Genomic DNA, 17,347 nt, shown 5'->3' with positions numbered 1-17,347 from the left:
GCCTCTTAATGCCTCCCAACGATCAATTCGACTGCCCCCGGGCGCAATTGCCACGCACCAGTACTGGATAAGCCGCTCTTGGCCACCCGTCGCGTTCGCGGTCATGTCCTGCACACTGCAAGCCAACGGTTTGCACACAGCCTCGGCCCAGCTTTGACCGCGAGAACTCGGACTGACGAGAGCGAGTGGGACGTCGGTTCGCCACTGCCAGGGCGCGGCCGTGCGACGTTCGGGCGCTCGGCTGTTGAGCTCCATGGAATTCTGACTCGGTGGGGATGAAGCGGGGGATCCGCGCGGATGTAACAAGCCTATGAGTGGGCCCCCTGTTTCCGACAGATCTTGATTAACTGTGACAGACCTTAATGTTCCGCAACAACACCCCGCCGCTGCCGCCGGCAAATCGCCATTCATCAGGCACGATGTAGCGCCGGAGGTCCGAGCGGCGACACGGCAAGTCGAACTGCGCGGCCGGCTCGTGCATCTGCTGTATCGCTCGGATGTTGGCGAACTGGCTTCGAAGGATCTCAGCAACCACTGGCCGAACGCCTTGGCGTCCATCGCGGGGAATCCGCCGTAGAAGGCCAGATGCTTGATGAGCGCTGATATTTGTGACTTCTTCAACCCATTCTCGATCCCGCGCCGAAGGTGCGCGGGTATCTCTTCGGGCCGATGGAGAACAATCAGTGCGGCAAGTGTGATGAGGCTCCGTTCTCGGGGAGTGAGGCGGTCATCCGCCCACTGACCTTGATGGCGTTCTCCACGGCTTCGGCCCCTGCCTGCAGCTTGGCCAGCGGCAGCGACACTCCACTCGTCGGACTCGTCCGAGCAACTGAAATCCGAAAACCTCAGGTTGAAAACCCAAGGCAGAACTTCGACAGACAGCGCATCGGACGTCGTGACGTTGCCTGCCACCGTGTTGGTGAGCCAGATCCTGTATTGACCCGGAGGCACGTCGATGCCGATCTGCGCCTTTATGACTGACGTCTGCTCAACTCTAGCGCGCCAGTAATCGGCCAGGTCTCTGTCGTCCGCGCGCAGCTCGAAGTCAAAATAGTCTTCGTCCAGGTTCGAAATGTGGACCCGCGTTCCCTGCACCCCATCCCAGGACTGAAAATCTGTCCCGCTGAGCGTGATGGCTTCGCCTGACCTTAGTGAGGGTGGCACTAAATTCTGAAGTTGCAAGCTCATGGCAAGCCCCTTTGCAAAACCGAATTGAGGGCAGGGCGCCGCACCGCCTGACAAACTGACACCCCCGGGCCGACAACTCCAGCTCGTAGGAGGTGTCCCATGCCATTCTGTGTACCGTAGACAGGGCGCCTGCTGTCGTCTTTCCTGCAATGCCGACCAGCCCCGCCTTGGAGAGCGCATTGATTGCGTCGGCAAACGAGATCGTGAGATCTTTATGACGCCGCGCCAGAAAAAGTATGGTTGCTCACAAAAGCTCGCAGCCGGTTGGTGGCATCCACGAACTCACCTTCCATACGATCGATGAGTTCCGCAGTCGTCGGCGTGTCCATGATCGATCCCACGCCCTGCCCGGCACTCCAGATGTCGCGCCATCTCTTGACGTCATCCAATGGGTCATCATGGGCAATCTCAAACGATGCATCAGGAACCGTTGACTTGAGCCAATTGGCGCCCACACCGTCGACGCTGTCCGTGTAAACAATGTCGGTCATGTCGGATTCAATGATCAATCGCTTGTTTGCCTCCTGAGCGCCGCTCTCTTTAGTGTTTACCATGCGAGTCCCGACATACACCATGTCCGCCCCTGCGGCGATCGCGCCTGCCATCGCGTGGCCGTCGCCGATACAGCCGCCGACCAACAATGTGCGGTTTGGACCGACCAGCGGCCGAAGTTCACCCAGTAGCGCAAAAGGGTTGTAGCTACCAGCATGTCCCCCGGCACCGCCACACACCGCAATGATCCCATCGACGTTGGCGTCAAGAGCCTTCTGCGCATGACGAACACTAATTGCATCATGAAACACAAGCCCTCCATAGCCATGGATCGCGTCCGTCACCTCGCGCGAGATCCCCATCGACGTGATCAGCAACGGGACCTGGTACTTGATGGTGATCGCCAAGTCTTGCTCGACGCGTGGATTCATTCGATGCACGGGAAACTGCACGCCGAAGGGAACCGCGGCATCGTCGAGACGATGACGAACCTCCTTGAGCCATTCCTCATAGCCCCCGGTGGTGCGTTGGTTCAAACTGGGAAAGGTTCCGACGATCCCTGCCTTGCAGCTGGCGACGACAAGTTCGGGGTTCGATACCAAAAACATGGGAGCGGCCACCATCGGAAGTCGGAGGAAATTTCGAAGCTGTGCGGGAATCATCGTAGGTGCATCCACTGGTTGAATTGGGGGATGTCTCAGCAAGTGCGTACCAGATGCATCGCGACGCTCAAAAAGGTTAAAAGCGTTGGGTTAAAGCGCGCTGGGCACAGAACAGGCATCGCATTTTATTGATCGTATGGAAGTCATGAACGGTGCGCCACCGCTGCCTCGCCAACAAGTACGACAAACCCGCCAGCGAGCGCCCCCAGCCATTGGCGTCGCAAGCTTCCTCAAGGGGAACAAAAGTAGCAGCGACTTGCCCCAAGCCCATTAGAGGCCCAACCTTCGAAGAGCCCCAGATCAAGTAATCGATGCCGCCTCTCGCACCAACTGATCACGATATAAAGGGTCAGCAATGGCGATCATTCGGCGCACCCGTTCATCCGCGCTCGCTCCCGCAAGCTCGGCGACGCCGTGTTCGGTCACCACGATGTCAGCAAGATCGGCATCGATGGTGCATGACCCGGGAGTGTTAAGCCGTGAAACCACCTTGCTTCGTTCAAGGTTTGGAGAACTTGAACGCAACGCGATAATTGATCTACCGCCCGGGGCCACGCGCGCGGCGCGAACGAAGTCGAGCAGGCCCCCGGCCGAGCCTACGCGCTTGCCACCAATGTATTCCGAGTTGACCCGACCGAATAGGTCGACCTCGAGCGCGCCATTGATGGCCCGGAAGTTGTGTTGCTCACGCATGACCGCGGGGTTGTGGGTGTAGGAGGCGGGCATGAAAGCGATCGCCGGATTGTCGTGAATGAAGTCGGCAACCATTCTGGATCCTGTAGCCTGATTGGCAACCGCTAGACAACCGCCAAGACGGGAGAACCGGCCAGTGACGGCGCCGGACTTGACGAGCCCAACCATTGGCTCGACGAACAAGCCGGTATGGATTGACAGGTCGCGGTGTCCCCCAAGTCCGTCCAACACGGCCGCCAGCGTCTCGCCAACACCAATCTCGATCGTCGCCTCGTCCGGGATGAGGCCAACCACGTGAGCCGCGACGCCAACCGCCTGTGCGTCTGGAATCCGCGCGAAACCACTGGGCAGTTCGCGGTCGGCCTCGATCAGGACGTCAATATCATCGCGCGTGAGAAAGCAGTCGCCCTGCGTGCATGGCATCCGTCGATTGACCTGCGCGACCACGAGCCGGGCACGCCGTGCGGCGTCAAGCGCACTGTCGACCGCGATGCCAAGACTGTACCGGCCCCGCTCGTCCGGTGGAGCAACCTGAACCAATGCGACGTCGATCGGCAGGATGCCCTGGCGAATTTCCTCTGCGACTTGGAAAAACGACGACATCCTGTACGAACCGACGCCCCGATCATGAAGGGCGACAACGTCGGGGTTGGCGGCAAGTCCGATGAAGCGCATACCGGCTCGCGCCGCCTTGACCAGTCGCCCGGCGCCGCCATGCGGAAACTGAAAAATCGTGACAGGCGGTGCCGAGTGCGGTATGGCAAGCAAGCCGTCGATGAGTGCGGCGGGCTCGCCGGCAGCCGAGCCGACGAAGACATTGTCTCCCAACTGCAGCAGTCTGGTCCATGCGTGCTCTCTCGTGATTTCGGAAGACGGTTCTGATGTCTGCATTGTGTCGTTACTTGCCGCCAGGTCACATGCGGTCAGGCCTTTCGTGTGCTCAGAAAAATGCTCGGGAGGATCAGCAGTGCACCCACGAGGTGATAGCTTCGCGGCACTTCGCCCAGGAGCCACCAACTTACCAGCGCTGCGTGGATGGGGGCCATGTACATGACCAGCCCTGAGCGGGTAGGGCCGAGCTCGCGCAACAGGACGGTGTACGCCTGGTATGACAAGAAGCCCGGCATCAGACCAGCGAGTGCCATCAGCAGTAGCGCGTGGGTACCTAATGGTGGTGCAGGATCGAACGCCACTTCAAGCACCGCGAACGGCAGCATCACCACGAGCCCGCCAACCGTGATACACGCAAGACGCGTCCGCGCGTCAAGTGCCGAGGGCCAGTGTTGTTGCAGCACCGTGTACGCCACCCAGGAGAGCGAGGCCGCCGCGATCCACACATCCCCGCTGACAAATCTCACCGCCAGCAGATTGGTGAGGCTTCCCTTGGCGATCACATACAACACGCCGATCAGTGCCACCAACATGCCAACGCGTTGAAGCGCTGGGATGTGCTCGTGCAGAACACGGCGGGAGATCAGCGCGATTCCCACCGGCGTCGTTGCGTAAATGAGGCCAATGTTGGTGGCACTGGTGCTGTGTGCGCCGATGTACACGAAAGCCCCGCATATCCACATGCCGAGAGCGCCCAACACCAGCATTTGGCGCCACTCGCCGCGCCAGCACGGCCACGCCGTCACCATTTCGCGCCCCACGAAAGGCAACATCAGCGCCAACGCAAAGGCCCAACGCCCGAAAGCGAGCATTTGCGGCGAAACCACGCCATTGGCGGCGCGGGCGATGATGTAGTTGGAGGACCAAAGCGCTGGCAGGATCCACAGAAGTGCCTGTGCCCAACGCATGCGAGCCATGGGGGTGAGTGGCTTCATGCGGCGGATTGCTGATACGGTCTCTGAATCCGGGTCCGTCGCACGCCAGCGACCGCGGGAGTCCGCTGAGCATTCAGGTCGAGGCCCACTCGCGCTGATTCAAGCACACGCATCGCTCGTTTCTTTCGTCTGTCACAAGGTCAGCTATTGCCTTGAACTCCACATCTGAAAGGTTTCGGATTCGTTTGGATCTGCCAACGACTGCAGAAAACGCGGCTTCCAGACGTCCCTGATGAAAGTTTCCATGTTCGTTGGCAACGTACATCGCTTTGAATGAAAGCGCACCCGACCGTCGTTCAAAGCAGCAAGTGTTTGGTCGTCGTCAAGCCAGTTTTCTGGCTTGCCAAATCGTTTGAGGTATTCGGCTTCAACATCCTTGCGGCGTCTGTCTACGAAACGGTACTCCACTGGCCGACCGATTTCCTTGCTGATCGTCGCTACGATCTCCGGCATCGTCAAGTCTTCAGACCCGACCTCCCGAATGACCCGGTGCTCGCCTGTCGGATTGGTGAACTCCACTGCTGCCAGATCGGCGATGTCCTGAATCGCCACCCACGGCGTCTTCAAGTCGGGGTTGAGGGACCAACCGATCCTGCCGTGCTTTGCGACGGCTCCGGTCCATACCAGCAGGTTCTCCATGAACCAGCCCGCACGCAAATGAACCAGTTCAAGATTGCCGAGCTCGTTCAGCGTCTGGTCGAGCGTATGGAAGCCCTCGAAGTGGCCGGTGTCCCCTTTCACGTCGGAACCCATGCCGGTCAAACTGACAACCAGTTTGACCTGGGAGACGCTGAGTGCATCAACGAAACGCCGCGCGACCACGGGATAGTGGCCGTGCGGATTGCTCCAATCTGTCTTGACCATCAGGAAGGCGGCGTCAGCGCCATCAAAGATCTTGTCAAGCGCGCCGGTGCCGGTGTCAAAGCTTCCAACGATTGGCTCGGCTCCGAGCTTGACCAACTCGTCAAGGGCTGGCCCGCCTCTGGAAAGAGCCTTTACCTCGTGTCCGGCACTCAGAAGATTCCGGGTAAGCTTCGCGCCAATCCGGCCAGTTGCACCAACGACAGCAATACGCATGGGATTCTCCAAAATTGTTCAGTTGCCAGTCGATCGGCTCGCCCCTCGGAAGAACGAGAGGCCTTTCTCTCGCTCGACGGCAGATTGGCGGCTATCCGGGGACTGGGTCATCAACGACGGCTATGTCGCACGGGCGATGCCGAAGGTCACGCGCTCGGGGCAAGTTGCCGCCGTCGCGGCGGTCCGGGATCAGCGGCCGCCGCCCCGTGGTCTGTCAGAGCAATTGGGCGTGCCCAATCCAATGCGGTTTGGGCAGGTTCATTTCGCGCCGCTTGGCGTCTCGTAGGTTTTTCCACTGCCGATGCTTGATCCCCCGTCGACCGGAAAGGCGAGGCCTGTGACGAACTTCAGTCGCGGTGAGACCAGCGTCGCGACTAAGTCCGCGAATTCCTGCGGTTCTCCGATCCGTCCCATGGGGATCCCTCGCCCGAGTTCCGCCTTGGACGTTTCCGGTTGTCTTTCGAGAGCCTTGCCCAGCAGGGCAGTGTCGAACAGACCAGCCATCAGGGTATTGACAGTGATGTTGTCCTTCGCAACCTCCAAGGCAAGGGTCTTGGCGTAACCGATCACGCCGGACCACACTGCCACGGACGCTGCCATGCCGACGGCCGGGCGCTCCACGATGCCAGACACCACATTGAGAATGCTGCCACCCTCGGTGGTCATGTGCGGCAACGTCGCACGCACAGACCTCACCACATAGTAGAAGTGGCGTTCAAACGCCTGCTGCCAGACCTCGTCGGTCAGTTCTGTGATTCGGCGGACCGGCGGACCCCCGTCGTTGGTAATCAGCACGTGAATGGCAGGTCCGAATCGCTCGACCGTCAACGCGGTGACACGATCAAGGTCAGCGGCGTCCGCGCAGTTGGCCGCCAGCCCGAGAATCCGATCCTGGCCGTACTTGCCCGCAAGCCGCCCAACGGCGTCTAGGACCTTTTCTGCGCGTCTCGCAAAGATGGTGACTAAAGCGCCTTCGCTCAGGAGACGATCTGCAATCGCGAAGCCCAAGCCATCACTGCCGCCGCCGACGATCGCAACCTTGTTCTTCAGTTCCAGATCCATCATTCCACTCCGATTGAGGCCAGAAACGCCTCAGCATTGCCAGAAAATACGTCGTCCAGCACGTCCGACGAGAACCCAAGCTCGCGCCACTCTTCGACAAGACGCTCGTGGGGAAGCATGGGGTAGTCCGCCCCGAAGAACACCCTCTTGCTCAGGCGTTTGCCGATCTCGCGCTTGAGTTCGTCGGAGAAGTAGCGTGGGGACCAACCGTGGAGCTCCATCCAGACGTTGGACTTGTGCAGTGCGGTGGCAATCATCTCCGACTGCCATGGCCAAGCCACGCGGGCCGCGATCACGTTCAGATCAGGATACTTGGCGGCGACGCGATCGACATAGCGCGGATGGCAGCCTTCTAGGGTGATGCCTCCGCCCCCACGCGTTCCGGCACCGGTTGCAGACATGCCGACGAACATCAACACCGGTCGTTTGGCGTCGACGCACATGTTCATACAGGTATCCCATGCGGCCTGGTCTGGAGTGCCGGCCGGCGTGTACGAGTTAACGGACAGTCCGATGAGCCCCGGCCCGTCGCTCAGACAACGCGCCAGTTCCCTGACATGCTGCGGCTGTGTTGGATCGATGCTGATCCAGTTGCCGAGGACGACATCGGGATGCTTGCGGGCGTATTCGAATGCGTAGTCGTGCTGTTCGCGAACCGCGCCCACATCCATCTTATAGGTGAAGGCGAAGTCGAGCATCACCCTGACGTTGTCGCGACGGAACTGTGCCGCCTGTTCTTCTTCGCTGACGAACTTTACGTCCCACTTGAAGTAGCCCTTCATCGCCTTGCGGGCCTCTGGGCTCTCTAGCGGGCTGCCCTTCCAGCCTTGCTCGGTCCCCCAGTGTGAATGGAAATCTATCAGCCGCGGTGGGTTTGCGCTCAATGGAGAGTACCTCTGTTGTTGGTGGAGCCACACATGTCAGTTGACGTTGCGCTTCGAGTTGCCCCAGTAGGGTGCTCGCAGCGCCTTCTTGTCCACCTTCCCGACGTTGGTGACGGGAAGCGATTCCACGATCACGATGTCCTTGGGGGCGTACATCGAGCCTTTGACCTGCTTGACGTAGGCCCTCAGCGCGCCGACATCGACGTTCTGCCCAGGGCGGGCGACCACGAACGCCGTGACGCTCTCTCCCCATTTCTCGTCGGGCACACCAATGGCGGCCGCCGAGCTGATGGACGGGTGGCCTGTCAGCACACTCTCGACCTCGCTCGCGTAAATGTTGAAACCGCCCGAGATGATCATGTCCTTCTTGCGGTCGACGATATACAGCAGCCCCTGGTCGTCCTGGCGAGCGAGGTCGCCGGTGTGCAGCCATCCGTTTTTAAGCGCGGCCTCGGTCTCTTCCGGGAGGTTCCGGTAGCCCAGCATGACACCACGGTTTCGCATGGCGATCTCGCCCACCTCGCCCAAAGGAACGTCACGACCGTCGTCATCGACGAGTCTGACGCGGTTCCCGATGACGGGACGACCGCAGGAAGCAAGCTGCTCCAAGCTTGCGGTCGCGTGAGCAGCCTTCGTCAGGACGGTTCCGACACCGGTCGATTCAGTCTGGCCATAGACCTGAGAAAAGACCGGGCCGATGCGTTCGCGGGCCTCTGCCAGACGCCCCGGGGAAATGGGCCCGGTGGCATACCAAATCGTTTCCAGGCTGGACAAGTTTCTGGTTTCTGGACGCCCGTGGTCAAGCAGCGCATAAATCATCGTCGGGATGGCGCTGAGGCAGTTGATGCGTTCGGTCTCAACGAGATCCAGGAATCGACCCGGGTTGAAGCCTTGCTCGATTACGACGGTGCCTCCCCGGAGGAGTGTTGGGAGGACACCGAGCCCTGTTGCATGCGTCAGCGGAGCCGAAGCCAGAAACCGCGGCAGGCGCGGTTGCTCATGTTCCGCGATGTGATTGAAAGAGTGGTGCACCAGCGAGCGATGCGACAGCATCGCGCCCTTCGGCCTTCCGGTCGTGCCGCCCGTGTACTGCAGCAACGCGACGTCCGCCTCGGTGGCCGGGCCGGAATCGAGCGGTCGTGTCCCGTGTGATTCGCCATCGGGCAAGCCGCCTTCAGCGGGGACCACGATCAGATGCCTGAGAGAGTCAACCCGGCCGACAACTTGGCGTCCGTGTTCCTCAAACGACGTTGACACCACCAGCACCGAGGCGTCCGCGTCGCCGCACACCACGATGTGGTCTTCGGCCGACGCCATCGCCTGCAAACCGGTGAAGCGGCCTCCCAGCAGGAATGTCGCAGCCTGAATGATCCACGACTCGGGCATGTTCGGGCTCAGCATCGTGACGCCCACGCCAAGTCCAACGCCCCGCGCTGCAAGGGCGGCCATGTACTGCGAGACAAGGTCCCTTGTCTGCGCGTAGGTCAGGCGCCGATCACCCGCGACGAACGCCTCTGATGGGCCGTATCGGGACAGTGCCTGCACGATCAGATCGCCGACCGTCACGCTCGACGCGGCGCCCTGGGCAGATGTAGGCGTCATCGCGTCTTGAACGTTGTTGAGGGAAGACATGGCTTTATCCTATGGCTGCGTCGACTGATGCACCACCTGCATCCCGCCAACAAATATGAGTAAACCGCCAACGTGGATCAACAGTTCGCAGCGCGCGCGGCGACGCGATAGCGCCCGGGTGTTTCGCCCACGAGCTCAGTGAAGGCCTCAATGAAACTGCTCGGATTTGCCCAACCCATCCGCATCGCCGTTTCTGTGATCGACCTGCCGTCGCCGAGATCGATCAATGCGCACTGGACGCGGAGCAAGGTGCGCCATTGATGGAAACTCATCGACAGTTCGCTGCTAAAGAGACGACTGAGTGTCCGTTCGCTCGCACCGGTCCTGCGACCCAGTTCTGCCAACGTCGCCGGATTTGCTGGATCTGCGTGCAGCAAAGCCGTGAGTGCTTTGAGCCGCCTGTCGTTGGGTTCCGGGAGTCGCAATGATTCCTTGGGCGCTCGCCCAAGCTCACTGGCGACGACCTCGAGAAGCAACTTCGAGCGCCGGCCGTGAATTGACCCCTGCTCATTGACGAGTGCCAGATACGCCTCTCGCATCAGTGCGCTGGCGACGAACACGGACGGCTCGGCTGGAAGCTGCCCGGCGAATGACGCCGGAATATTCAGCAGCCGAACATCGGTCTCTCCATAGGAGCGACTGCTGTGAACGTGCAACGGTGGCACCCATGTGATCCGGTTCGGCGGCGCCATCCAGGTGCCGGCATCTGTGGAGGTGACTAGCACGCCGCAGGCGGCGTATCTAAGCTGTCCAAAATCATGGTAATGCGCGTCGACTCCTTCGCCGTGGCTCAAGGTGCCGCAGACCAGCGACTCGTCAGACGAGAGCACGGGTTGTCGATCGACTTTGGTCGAAGACACCCACCGTGACTCGCCACGATAATTCTGATGGCCCATTGGTAGCGTCTGCATCACAGCGCCTCCGCCCGCGTTGGCGAGACCGTCAGCATGTCGCCGAGGTATGCAGTCGCCAGCGTCGTCTTGTCTGCGATCTGTTCTGGATTCAGTTGGCGAACGATGCGGCCTGTGTCCAGCAGATAGGCCCGATCCGCCAGCGGCGCAACCCAATCCATGTTCTGTTCGGCCACCAGAATCGTCATTCCTTCAAGCTGCAAACCCTGCACGAGAGCGGCCATGTCATCGACGACGGCGGGGGCCAGACCGATGGACGGCTCGTCCAGCATCAGAATCTTCGGCCGGCGCATGAGGACCATGGCGATCGCGAGCATTTGCCGTTGCCCACCACTGAGGGTGCCGGCCAACTGCTTACGACGCTCCGCCAGCATCTTGAATCGAAGGTAGGTCTCATCTCGGTAAGCACGAAGCGTGTGTCGTGGCAAATCAGTTGCAAATGCGGCAAGGTCAAGGTTCTCCTCTACCGTCTGAGCCGCCAGAACGCCCCCGTTTTGAGGCACGAGGCCCAAGCCCTTTCGCACACGTTGCTCTGTCGCCATGCTCTGGATGGCCTCGCCACCAAATAGAACAGCCCCGGCCGTTGACTTCGGTGCACCGGCGATCGACCCCAACAAAGTACTCTTTCCCGCCCCGTTGCGGCCGATCAACGCGATCAGCTCGCCCTTTCGAATCGAGAGCGACACGTCGCGCAAAACGGAGACGGTCCCGTACCCAGCGGATAGACCTGAGACCTCGAGCGCCGTGTCGGCAGTCTTGTGGGCCCCCCGCACCGCGCTCTCGCCCTTCGGTGGATGCTGCGGCTGATCCTTCGACGCACCGGCCGTTCCCAGATAGGAATCCTGAACCGCGGGCATGCGTCGCACTTCGTCCGGCGTGCCGCAGCCGATATGTCTTCCCTGGGCCATCGCGGTGACCCGATCGCACAATCCAAACACGAACGGCACGTTGTGTTCTACAAGCACGATGGCCAACTCCGGATCGTCGGCTTTCAAAGCTCTCAGCATCAAGGCGAAGTCGTCCGTCTCCGTCTGACTCAGGCCCGCGGTTGGTTCGTCGAGAAGCAAGAGCTTCGGTTTCGAGATCAGGGCCCTTGCGACTTCGATCATCCGGCTCGACCCGTAGCTGAGCGTCGACGTTCTTGCCTGCCAGGGACCGTCATATCCGACGCGTTGGAGCGCTTTGATGGCATCATCGCGAACCGTCTGCTCCTCCAACTTCGCAGAAGTTGATCCGAACGTCGAGCTCAGCAAATTTGCTCGCCCGGCAAACTGCCGCCCGAGCATTACGTTCTGGACGGGGTCGAGATCGAGGAACATGGCCGGCGTCTGGAAGGTGCGTGCCAATCCGCGCGCCGCCAGGTCGCTCTTGCGCCGTGGGATGTTCTCGCCGGCGATGCGCACACCGCCGGCAGTTGGCGTCACCAGCCCGCAGGCCACGTTCATTGCCGTTGTTTTGCCGGCCCCGTTGGGACCGATGAGTCCGTGAACTTCGCCTGGCTCAACCGTGATATCAAAGTTGTCAAGTGCTCGCAGTCCTCCGAACTGAACGACGACATGGCTCAGTTGAAGAACGCTCATCGCACATCCTTCTTAGCGTGACGCAAGCGTCGATCTAGATCTTCGAATAGGCCGGAGAATCCTCTAGGCGCGATGACCAGCGCCAGCAGCATCACGCTGCCGAAGAAGATCTCACGATACTGCCCAAGGTCACGGACCAGTTCGGGGCCGACGAACAGGACCAGAGGACCGGCGATCGCTCCGACAATGCTCGCCGTCATGCCGCCGACAACGACGTATGAGATATGGGTGATAGAGACGTACGCGTTGTACGCGCTCGGGTTGGTCACGCCCAGCAGCACCGCCTGCAACGCTCCGGCGAGGCTGATCAGAAGACCGGAGGTCGCAAATGCCAGTGTCTTGTACCTGCCCGGGTCGATGCCACATAGTTCGGCTGCCGCGGGATGGTCCTTCAGTGCTACCCACCCTCGACCGAATCGCGATGTCATCAGGCTTTGCAGCAAAGGCAGCATCACAACTGCGAGGAACACGATGCACGCCGCGATCTTGGTCTGGGTCAACTCCCCCAGGAGGGGAAGCGAGGCCGTCGGGACGACGAGGCCATAGCCGCCCCCTGTGACAGATTCTCCAACGTCGAGGATCACGAGAAAGACCTGGAGAAAGCCCAGCGTCACCACGGCCAGATAGAAGCCCTGGACGCGCACAGAGAGCAAACCGATGAGCCACCCAATAGTCCAGCCCGCAGCTAGGGCCGCGAGCACCGCCAACGGATACGGAAGTCCCGCTCTCATCATCAGTATCGTTGCGACATTGGCGCCGAGGCCTACGAACGCCGCACTGGCGACCGAAAGCAAGCCCGCGACCCCCATGAGCAGGTTCAGGCCGGCAGTGACGATGATGAGCACGCAGAATTGGCCGGCGACGAACTGTCCATAGTCACCAAAGAGCTGCAGTGCGGCGACGGCGACAACACCCAACGCAATACCGGTCAGCAATGGGCGCATCATTTAAAATGTCCTCAAACGGAACATGCCGACGATTCCTTGGGGCCTGACGATCAGCACGCCCAACAAGACCACGAAGATGACGACATTGCGGTAGGCACCACCGAAGTACACGTTGGCGTACGTCTCGACGATTCCGAGCAGGAAGCCGCCAATCAGCGCTCCCATCAAGCTGTGAAATCCTCCCAGCACCGTCGCGAAGAAAGCGGCGAACAGGACCGCAGAGCCAATCGTGGGGTACACCCCCGTGATCGGCGCGAGCATCACACCACCAAGGGCCGCGAGGACGCCCCCTGTCATCCAGCTCACCGCGAGCGTTCGCGGAACGCTGATGCCGGTGAGCGCAGCGCGCGCCCGGTTCTCTGCCACGGCGCGCATCGCCTGGCCGAACAGCGTCGACTGCAGCCACCAAAGGAGCACACCGGAGACGATCAGCGTCAACGCGATGGTCAACAGCGAGTTGGCCGTCAGATTTGCGCTGCCGACCATGACAGTTGCAGGACCAACGAGCCAAGCCTCGACAGAACGTGGGTCGTCGGTGAACAGATGACGAGCCACGGACTGCATCAGGATCAAAAGGGCGAGAGTGCCGATGCCAACGCCGAGCTCGCTCGCACGACGCAGTAGCACGTGCGTCACGAAGAAGCAGAGCAACCCCGAAAGTGCTCCCGCAGCCAACGCGCCGACGAGGGCGACAGTGCTCGGGGCGCCGGCTTCGAGCAAGAGGGCATACGCATAAGCCCCCGCCATCAGCAGTTCACCCTGCGCGAAATTGACGATGTTCGTCGTGCGATATACGAGAACAATTCCGATCGCCACGAGGGCATAGACCGCGCCGATGGCAAGCCCGCCGAAGAGGAGACTCATGCCCTATGCCTTAGCGGTCGGCTGCAGAGACAAGTTGGCCGTTCTTGACGACCACCGGCATCTGAATGCGGTTGCCCTTGTGGCTATCCGGGCCAAAGCTGCGCGGCAAGCCGATCGGCAAGGCGAATGTCCAATACGAGTCCTTGCCGGCCACGAAGTTCTGCATCTCTTCCATGCCTTTTACGAAGCCTTCTCGGGTCGGCACTTTTCCGGCCCGACGAAGGCCTTCGGCAAATACATAGAAATCGGTATATCCCCCGAGCGAGAACAGGTTCGGCGTACCGCGCGGTGCATCCGGAAGCATTTGCTTGAAACGATTGCGCCACTGCCCCATGACACCTGTGGTGTCATCCATGAACTGGTTGGACGCCCCCCAAAAGGTGAAGAATCCTTCCGCGTCCTTGCCTGCGACGGTAAGGGTGTTGGGATCCGCCAGTGCAGAATCGCCTACGTACCGGGCATTGACGCCGGCGCGACGCAGTTGCGGAAGAATTCGCCCGCCGTCCACCGGCGTCCCGCAGAGGTAGACCGTATCCGCGGCCTGGGAGACCAACGCGTGGGCTTGCGCCGTGAAGTCGGTGTCGCCGGAATTGAAGCGTTGCTTGCCCTTGATCTCAGCCCCGGCCTGCGTCAGCGCGGCGGCCAGAAGATCCACGCCGGACTGGCAGTTGGCTTCGCCGCTGTACAGGAAGGAAACCGTGCGGGTGTGCAGGGTCGTGGTCATGAAGCGCGTCGTAGACGCAGCAACGTCGCTTCGGGCCACTGTCGAGCCCGTAAACACATAAGGGCTGAATTTCTCGAGGACGCGCGGATCGGACGCAAGTGAAGCAAGGTATGGAATTTGGCGCTGTTGGATCAGGGGCACAACGGCGACCACCGAGGTGCTCGTGCCTCCCGAAAGAATCCCGAACACGCTGCTGCGGTCCAGCAGGCGGCGAACAGCAGAGACCGCGCCCTCCGCCGTGCCGGCGTCGTCTTCAAACACCACCTCCAGGAGCCGCCCGTTGACACCTCCCTTGCCGTTAATTTCAGCTAGGGCCATCTGCACACCGGCGCGAAAGCCGATGCCGACTGAGCTGGCCGGGCCGGTGAGAGGCAAATGCGTTCCGATGACAACCTTGTCCTGTGTGATGCCCGTGTCCGCAGCGGCCAGCGCGTTCGAAGTCAGCATCCCCAGGGTAATGACCGTGCCCAGCGCCCGTACCACGAGGTCAGACATCACGCGCTTTTTACCTTGGCGGGTGTGATGCCCGTCACGGGCGTCAAGTCGAACAGTCCACATAGTGCATTTCCTGGTTAGGCATTGATCGGCGCGTCTATCGTTCCATGTTTCGCATCGCCATCGGGCGGCGTGACTCTAGGTTACTACTTTCTGACTCTAGAGTCACATCGGGGTTTACGCCTAAGCCAGAGCGCGTGCTGAAAGCCCGTAGCGTGCGCAGCAAAGAGCCTCCCGAAAGTGGCCGTGCAGGAGCACCGGTTGGCAGACCTTCGCGCGAAGCATGCCTAAGCAGAACGCTTTCTAGCCCGCGTTTGCTGGGTGTAATAGCGGCTTTGTTCATGTACGTCAGTAATCTGACTTCATCGTACAAGCGCTGTTATCATCGATTCATATGTGCCATGAATCAGAAAGGGACCTGCCTTGCCACACTGGAAGAACACGCTGAAGACAAGTACCGAGGTTCACAAGATAAAGCGCGAAGCGGTCTTGAAGGAAGCTGGCCGCGCCTTCAGTCGATACGGTTATCACAACACGTCGTTGGACGACGTGGCCAAGGTACTTCAGGTGTCAAAGGGCACGCTGTACAACTACGTCAAAGACAAGCAAGAGATCCTGATGGAATGCCAGCTGATGGCAATCGAGATCGGAGACCGGGCTTTTGCCTTTGCTGAAGAACGAGGGGGCACCGGCGCTGACGTGCTTCGCAACGTCATCACACACTTTATTCTTCTGCTCACTGATGAACTCGGCCCATGTGCGGTACTGATGGAGGTTGATTCTTTGCGCCCGGACGACCGCGCAGAAGTCATCAAGCATCAGAAGGGCTTCGAAAAACGCCTAGTCGCGGCGATCCACCGTGGCGTCAAAGATGGCTCAATCCGCGCCGTAGACCCCAAGCTTGCAATCTTCACGTTCATGGGAGCGATCCACTGGTTTCCGCGTTGGTATCAGCCAGGTGGGCGCCTGACTGGAGCCCAGATCGCAGAATCTGTGACCGATGTTTTGCTTGGTGGGCTTTTAGCCGAAAAGGCGAAGGTCAGCGGTGCATTTGGAACATCTGCGAAATCACCGCAAACCGTTAAGCGAGTGTCCAAGGTCAAGGCAGTCAAGGCAGTCAAGGCAGTCAAGGCGGGGGTAGCAAAGAAGATCGAAGAGCGCGACGACAACTGAGTTGACTCACGTTGTTCGGAACTTTCGGAGCGATGGATCGCAGGATCCGCGCTGGCGATGCTAGGGACGGTTCGAGCGCGGAGTCGAGCCAGCGCGCGCCGACCAGGACTGCGTCCCGGCTCAGACTTAATGATCAGACACGCGGCGTCACCACACTTGATCGTCGCGAAGTCCGAGATGACGATCAGCTGCTACGTCCTTGCAGGCCGTCAAGCCGTCGTTCGACGCAGTCACCGGTGCCGTCCCGAGCGGCAGCTATGCGAAGTTCAGTTGCCCTCTCGCTGCCGCCAGTCGAGTCCCGCCTCACTGACGACTGCTTCCTTCCCGCTCGAACTCACGGGGACGACCCTGAAGAGTCATCCGCTGTTCTGATCTCGCCACCCCAAAAGCTGACGGTCGGACTCGAACCTGGCCTCCCCCCGGACGCTTGATCCTCGCTCTCGAGCGCCGACCGGCAAGTGGGGCCGGTCGTCGTACATCCAAGGGATGACAAAGGCCTCCTCCCGGCGTATGGTCGCCCACTCCACGGGTTCGAAGAGCCGCTGCCCCGAGTTCTCCGCACGGGCAAAGATTGGCACGATGTTGTGGGAGGGTCCAATGGGTCTGCATCAGGTTCCCTGGCCGAGATCGTGGCCGGTACTGGCGTTGGCCGCTCCAGTCTTCGTATGCTTCGCGCAACCCCCGCCAGGGGACTTCTACGTCGGCATGATCGAGGTGTCCGCAGCCGTCGCGCTCGACGAGCGCCACTTCGCAGTTGCCGAGGACGAGTGCAACACCCTTCTCATCTACGCGCGAGGACAAGCCAAGCCCGTGGGAAAGGCCACTGACCTCGCGAAATTCCTGAAGACCGGAGACAAGGCTTCGGACACCGAAGGCGGGGCCAGCGTGAGCGATCACTACCTCATGGTCGCCGGGCCGGTGGGAGACACGGGGACATTTGCGCTCTTCTTCTGGTCGGGAAGCCCGCAGGCGGTGCCAGCCTTGCAGTTTGAACCGCACTCGAGGTTCTATCCCGAGGCCTTGGTCCCGATCGCCGACTCGAAGAACGTAGACCTTCTGAGCGATGACGGCTCGACGCAATCTTCCTCGGCAAGCGGGTCAGCAGCCAAGACGCAGCAGACGTTCCGCACGCTTTGA

15 protein-coding genes are annotated in these 17,347 nt (G+C 60.6%); 2 read left to right on the top strand and 13 right to left on the bottom strand.

Going from position 1 to position 17,347, the window contains the following annotated elements:
• The 13 genes from AC1D3B_RS30240 to AC1D3B_RS30180 all read right to left on the bottom strand — a co-directional run.
• A partial coding sequence (locus tag AC1D3B_RS30240) for a carboxymuconolactone decarboxylase family protein (protein WP_478194366.1) occupies nucleotides 1-1,188 on the bottom strand: 1,188 nt, incomplete at its 3' end.
• Between the two features lie 212 nt (nucleotides 1,189-1,400).
• Entirely contained in the window at nucleotides 1,401-2,342 is a 942-nt protein-coding gene (locus AC1D3B_RS30235) for an NAD(P)H-dependent flavin oxidoreductase (protein ID WP_478194365.1), read from the bottom strand.
• Between the two features lie 300 nt (nucleotides 2,343-2,642).
• On the bottom strand, nucleotides 2,643-3,926 hold the full coding sequence (locus AC1D3B_RS30230) for an acetyl-CoA hydrolase/transferase family protein (protein WP_478194364.1): 1,284 nt from the start codon (nucleotides 3,924-3,926) through the stop codon (nucleotides 2,643-2,645).
• A gap of 32 nt (nucleotides 3,927-3,958) precedes the next feature.
• On the bottom strand, nucleotides 3,959-4,861 hold the full coding sequence (locus tag AC1D3B_RS30225) for a DMT family transporter (protein ID WP_478194363.1): 903 nt from the start codon (nucleotides 4,859-4,861) through the stop codon (nucleotides 3,959-3,961).
• 144 nt (nucleotides 4,862-5,005) lie between these two features.
• Entirely contained in the window at nucleotides 5,006-5,938 is a 933-nt protein-coding gene (locus tag AC1D3B_RS30220) for an NmrA family NAD(P)-binding protein (RefSeq protein WP_478194362.1), read from the bottom strand.
• Between the two features lie 258 nt (nucleotides 5,939-6,196).
• Nucleotides 6,197-7,000 carry an SDR family oxidoreductase gene (locus tag AC1D3B_RS30215; RefSeq protein WP_478194361.1) on the bottom strand — a complete coding sequence of 268 codons (804 nt, stop codon included), beginning with the start codon at nucleotides 6,998-7,000 and terminating at the stop codon, nucleotides 6,197-6,199.
• A complete protein-coding gene (locus tag AC1D3B_RS30210; protein WP_478194360.1) occupies nucleotides 7,000-7,782 on the bottom strand; it encodes an amidohydrolase family protein in 783 nt (260 codons plus the stop codon). Before AC1D3B_RS30210 ends, AC1D3B_RS30215 begins: the two co-directional genes overlap by 1 nt.
• A 138-nt stretch (nucleotides 7,783-7,920) precedes the next feature.
• Nucleotides 7,921-9,516 carry an AMP-binding protein gene (locus tag AC1D3B_RS30205; RefSeq protein ID WP_478194359.1) on the bottom strand — a complete coding sequence of 532 codons (1,596 nt, stop codon included), beginning with the start codon at nucleotides 9,514-9,516 and terminating at the stop codon, nucleotides 7,921-7,923.
• 77 nt (nucleotides 9,517-9,593) lie between these two features.
• Entirely contained in the window at nucleotides 9,594-10,346 is a 753-nt protein-coding gene (locus tag AC1D3B_RS30200; protein ID WP_478194358.1) for an AraC family transcriptional regulator, read from the bottom strand.
• 80 nt (nucleotides 10,347-10,426) lie between these two features.
• On the bottom strand, nucleotides 10,427-12,007 hold the full coding sequence (locus AC1D3B_RS30195; protein WP_478194357.1) for an ATP-binding cassette domain-containing protein: 1,581 nt from the start codon (nucleotides 12,005-12,007) through the stop codon (nucleotides 10,427-10,429).
• The gene (locus tag AC1D3B_RS30190) at nucleotides 12,004-12,954 is read right to left on the bottom strand and encodes a branched-chain amino acid ABC transporter permease (protein WP_478194356.1); all 951 of its coding nucleotides are present in this window, start codon (nucleotides 12,952-12,954) and stop codon (nucleotides 12,004-12,006) included. Before AC1D3B_RS30190 ends, AC1D3B_RS30195 begins: the two co-directional genes overlap by 4 nt.
• The gene (locus AC1D3B_RS30185; RefSeq protein ID WP_478194355.1) at nucleotides 12,955-13,818 is read right to left on the bottom strand and encodes a branched-chain amino acid ABC transporter permease; all 864 of its coding nucleotides are present in this window, start codon (nucleotides 13,816-13,818) and stop codon (nucleotides 12,955-12,957) included. It abuts the gene before it with no gap.
• Nucleotides 13,819-13,828: 10 nt separating this feature from the next.
• Entirely contained in the window at nucleotides 13,829-15,037 is a 1,209-nt protein-coding gene (locus AC1D3B_RS30180; RefSeq protein WP_478194354.1) for an ABC transporter substrate-binding protein, read from the bottom strand.
• Between the two features lie 423 nt (nucleotides 15,038-15,460).
• Between AC1D3B_RS30180 and AC1D3B_RS30175 the strand changes: the two genes are divergently transcribed.
• Together AC1D3B_RS30175 and AC1D3B_RS30170 are read left to right on the top strand one after the other, a co-directional pair.
• On the top strand, nucleotides 15,461-16,210 hold the full coding sequence (locus AC1D3B_RS30175; RefSeq protein ID WP_478194353.1) for a TetR/AcrR family transcriptional regulator: 750 nt from the start codon (nucleotides 15,461-15,463) through the stop codon (nucleotides 16,208-16,210).
• A 705-nt stretch (nucleotides 16,211-16,915) separates the two neighbouring features.
• The gene (locus AC1D3B_RS30170) at nucleotides 16,916-17,347 is read left to right on the top strand and encodes a hypothetical protein (RefSeq protein ID WP_478194352.1); all 432 of its coding nucleotides are present in this window, start codon (nucleotides 16,916-16,918) and stop codon (nucleotides 17,345-17,347) included.

The sequence above is a fragment of the Variovorax sp. P5_A3 genome, assembly GCF_056400665.1.
Note: the sequence above shows the minus strand (reverse complement) of the source record. Positions and strands in the feature narration are given on the sequence as shown.

What these genes read in the sequence shown, in the direction of transcription:
- AC1D3B_RS30235 (WP_478194365.1), bottom strand. Translation starts at nt 2,342, where the DNA reads ATGATTCCCGCACAGCTTCGAAATTTCCTCCGACTTCCGATGGTGGCC.
- AC1D3B_RS30230 (WP_478194364.1), bottom strand. Translation starts at nt 3,926, where the DNA reads ATGCAGACATCAGAACCGTCTTCCGAAATCACGAGAGAGCACGCATGG.
- AC1D3B_RS30225 (WP_478194363.1), bottom strand. Translation starts at nt 4,861, where the DNA reads ATGAAGCCACTCACCCCCATGGCTCGCATGCGTTGGGCACAGGCACTT.
- AC1D3B_RS30220 (WP_478194362.1), bottom strand. Translation starts at nt 5,938, where the DNA reads ATGCGTATTGCTGTCGTTGGTGCAACTGGCCGGATTGGCGCGAAGCTT.
- AC1D3B_RS30215 (WP_478194361.1), bottom strand. Translation starts at nt 7,000, where the DNA reads ATGGATCTGGAACTGAAGAACAAGGTTGCGATCGTCGGCGGCGGCAGT.
- AC1D3B_RS30210 (WP_478194360.1), bottom strand. Translation starts at nt 7,782, where the DNA reads ATGAAGGGCTACTTCAAGTGGGACGTAAAGTTCGTCAGCGAAGAAGAA.
- AC1D3B_RS30205 (WP_478194359.1), bottom strand. Translation starts at nt 9,516, where the DNA reads ATGTCTTCCCTCAACAACGTTCAAGACGCGATGACGCCTACATCTGCC.
- AC1D3B_RS30195 (WP_478194357.1), bottom strand. Translation starts at nt 12,007, where the DNA reads ATGAGCGTTCTTCAACTGAGCCATGTCGTCGTTCAGTTCGGAGGACTG.
- AC1D3B_RS30190 (WP_478194356.1), bottom strand. Translation starts at nt 12,954, where the DNA reads ATGATGCGCCCATTGCTGACCGGTATTGCGTTGGGTGTTGTCGCCGTC.
- AC1D3B_RS30185 (WP_478194355.1), bottom strand. Translation starts at nt 13,818, where the DNA reads ATGAGTCTCCTCTTCGGCGGGCTTGCCATCGGCGCGGTCTATGCCCTC.
- AC1D3B_RS30180 (WP_478194354.1), bottom strand. Translation starts at nt 15,037, where the DNA reads ATGTCTGACCTCGTGGTACGGGCGCTGGGCACGGTCATTACCCTGGGG.
- AC1D3B_RS30170 (WP_478194352.1), top strand. Translation starts at nt 16,916, where the DNA reads ATGATCGAGGTGTCCGCAGCCGTCGCGCTCGACGAGCGCCACTTCGCA.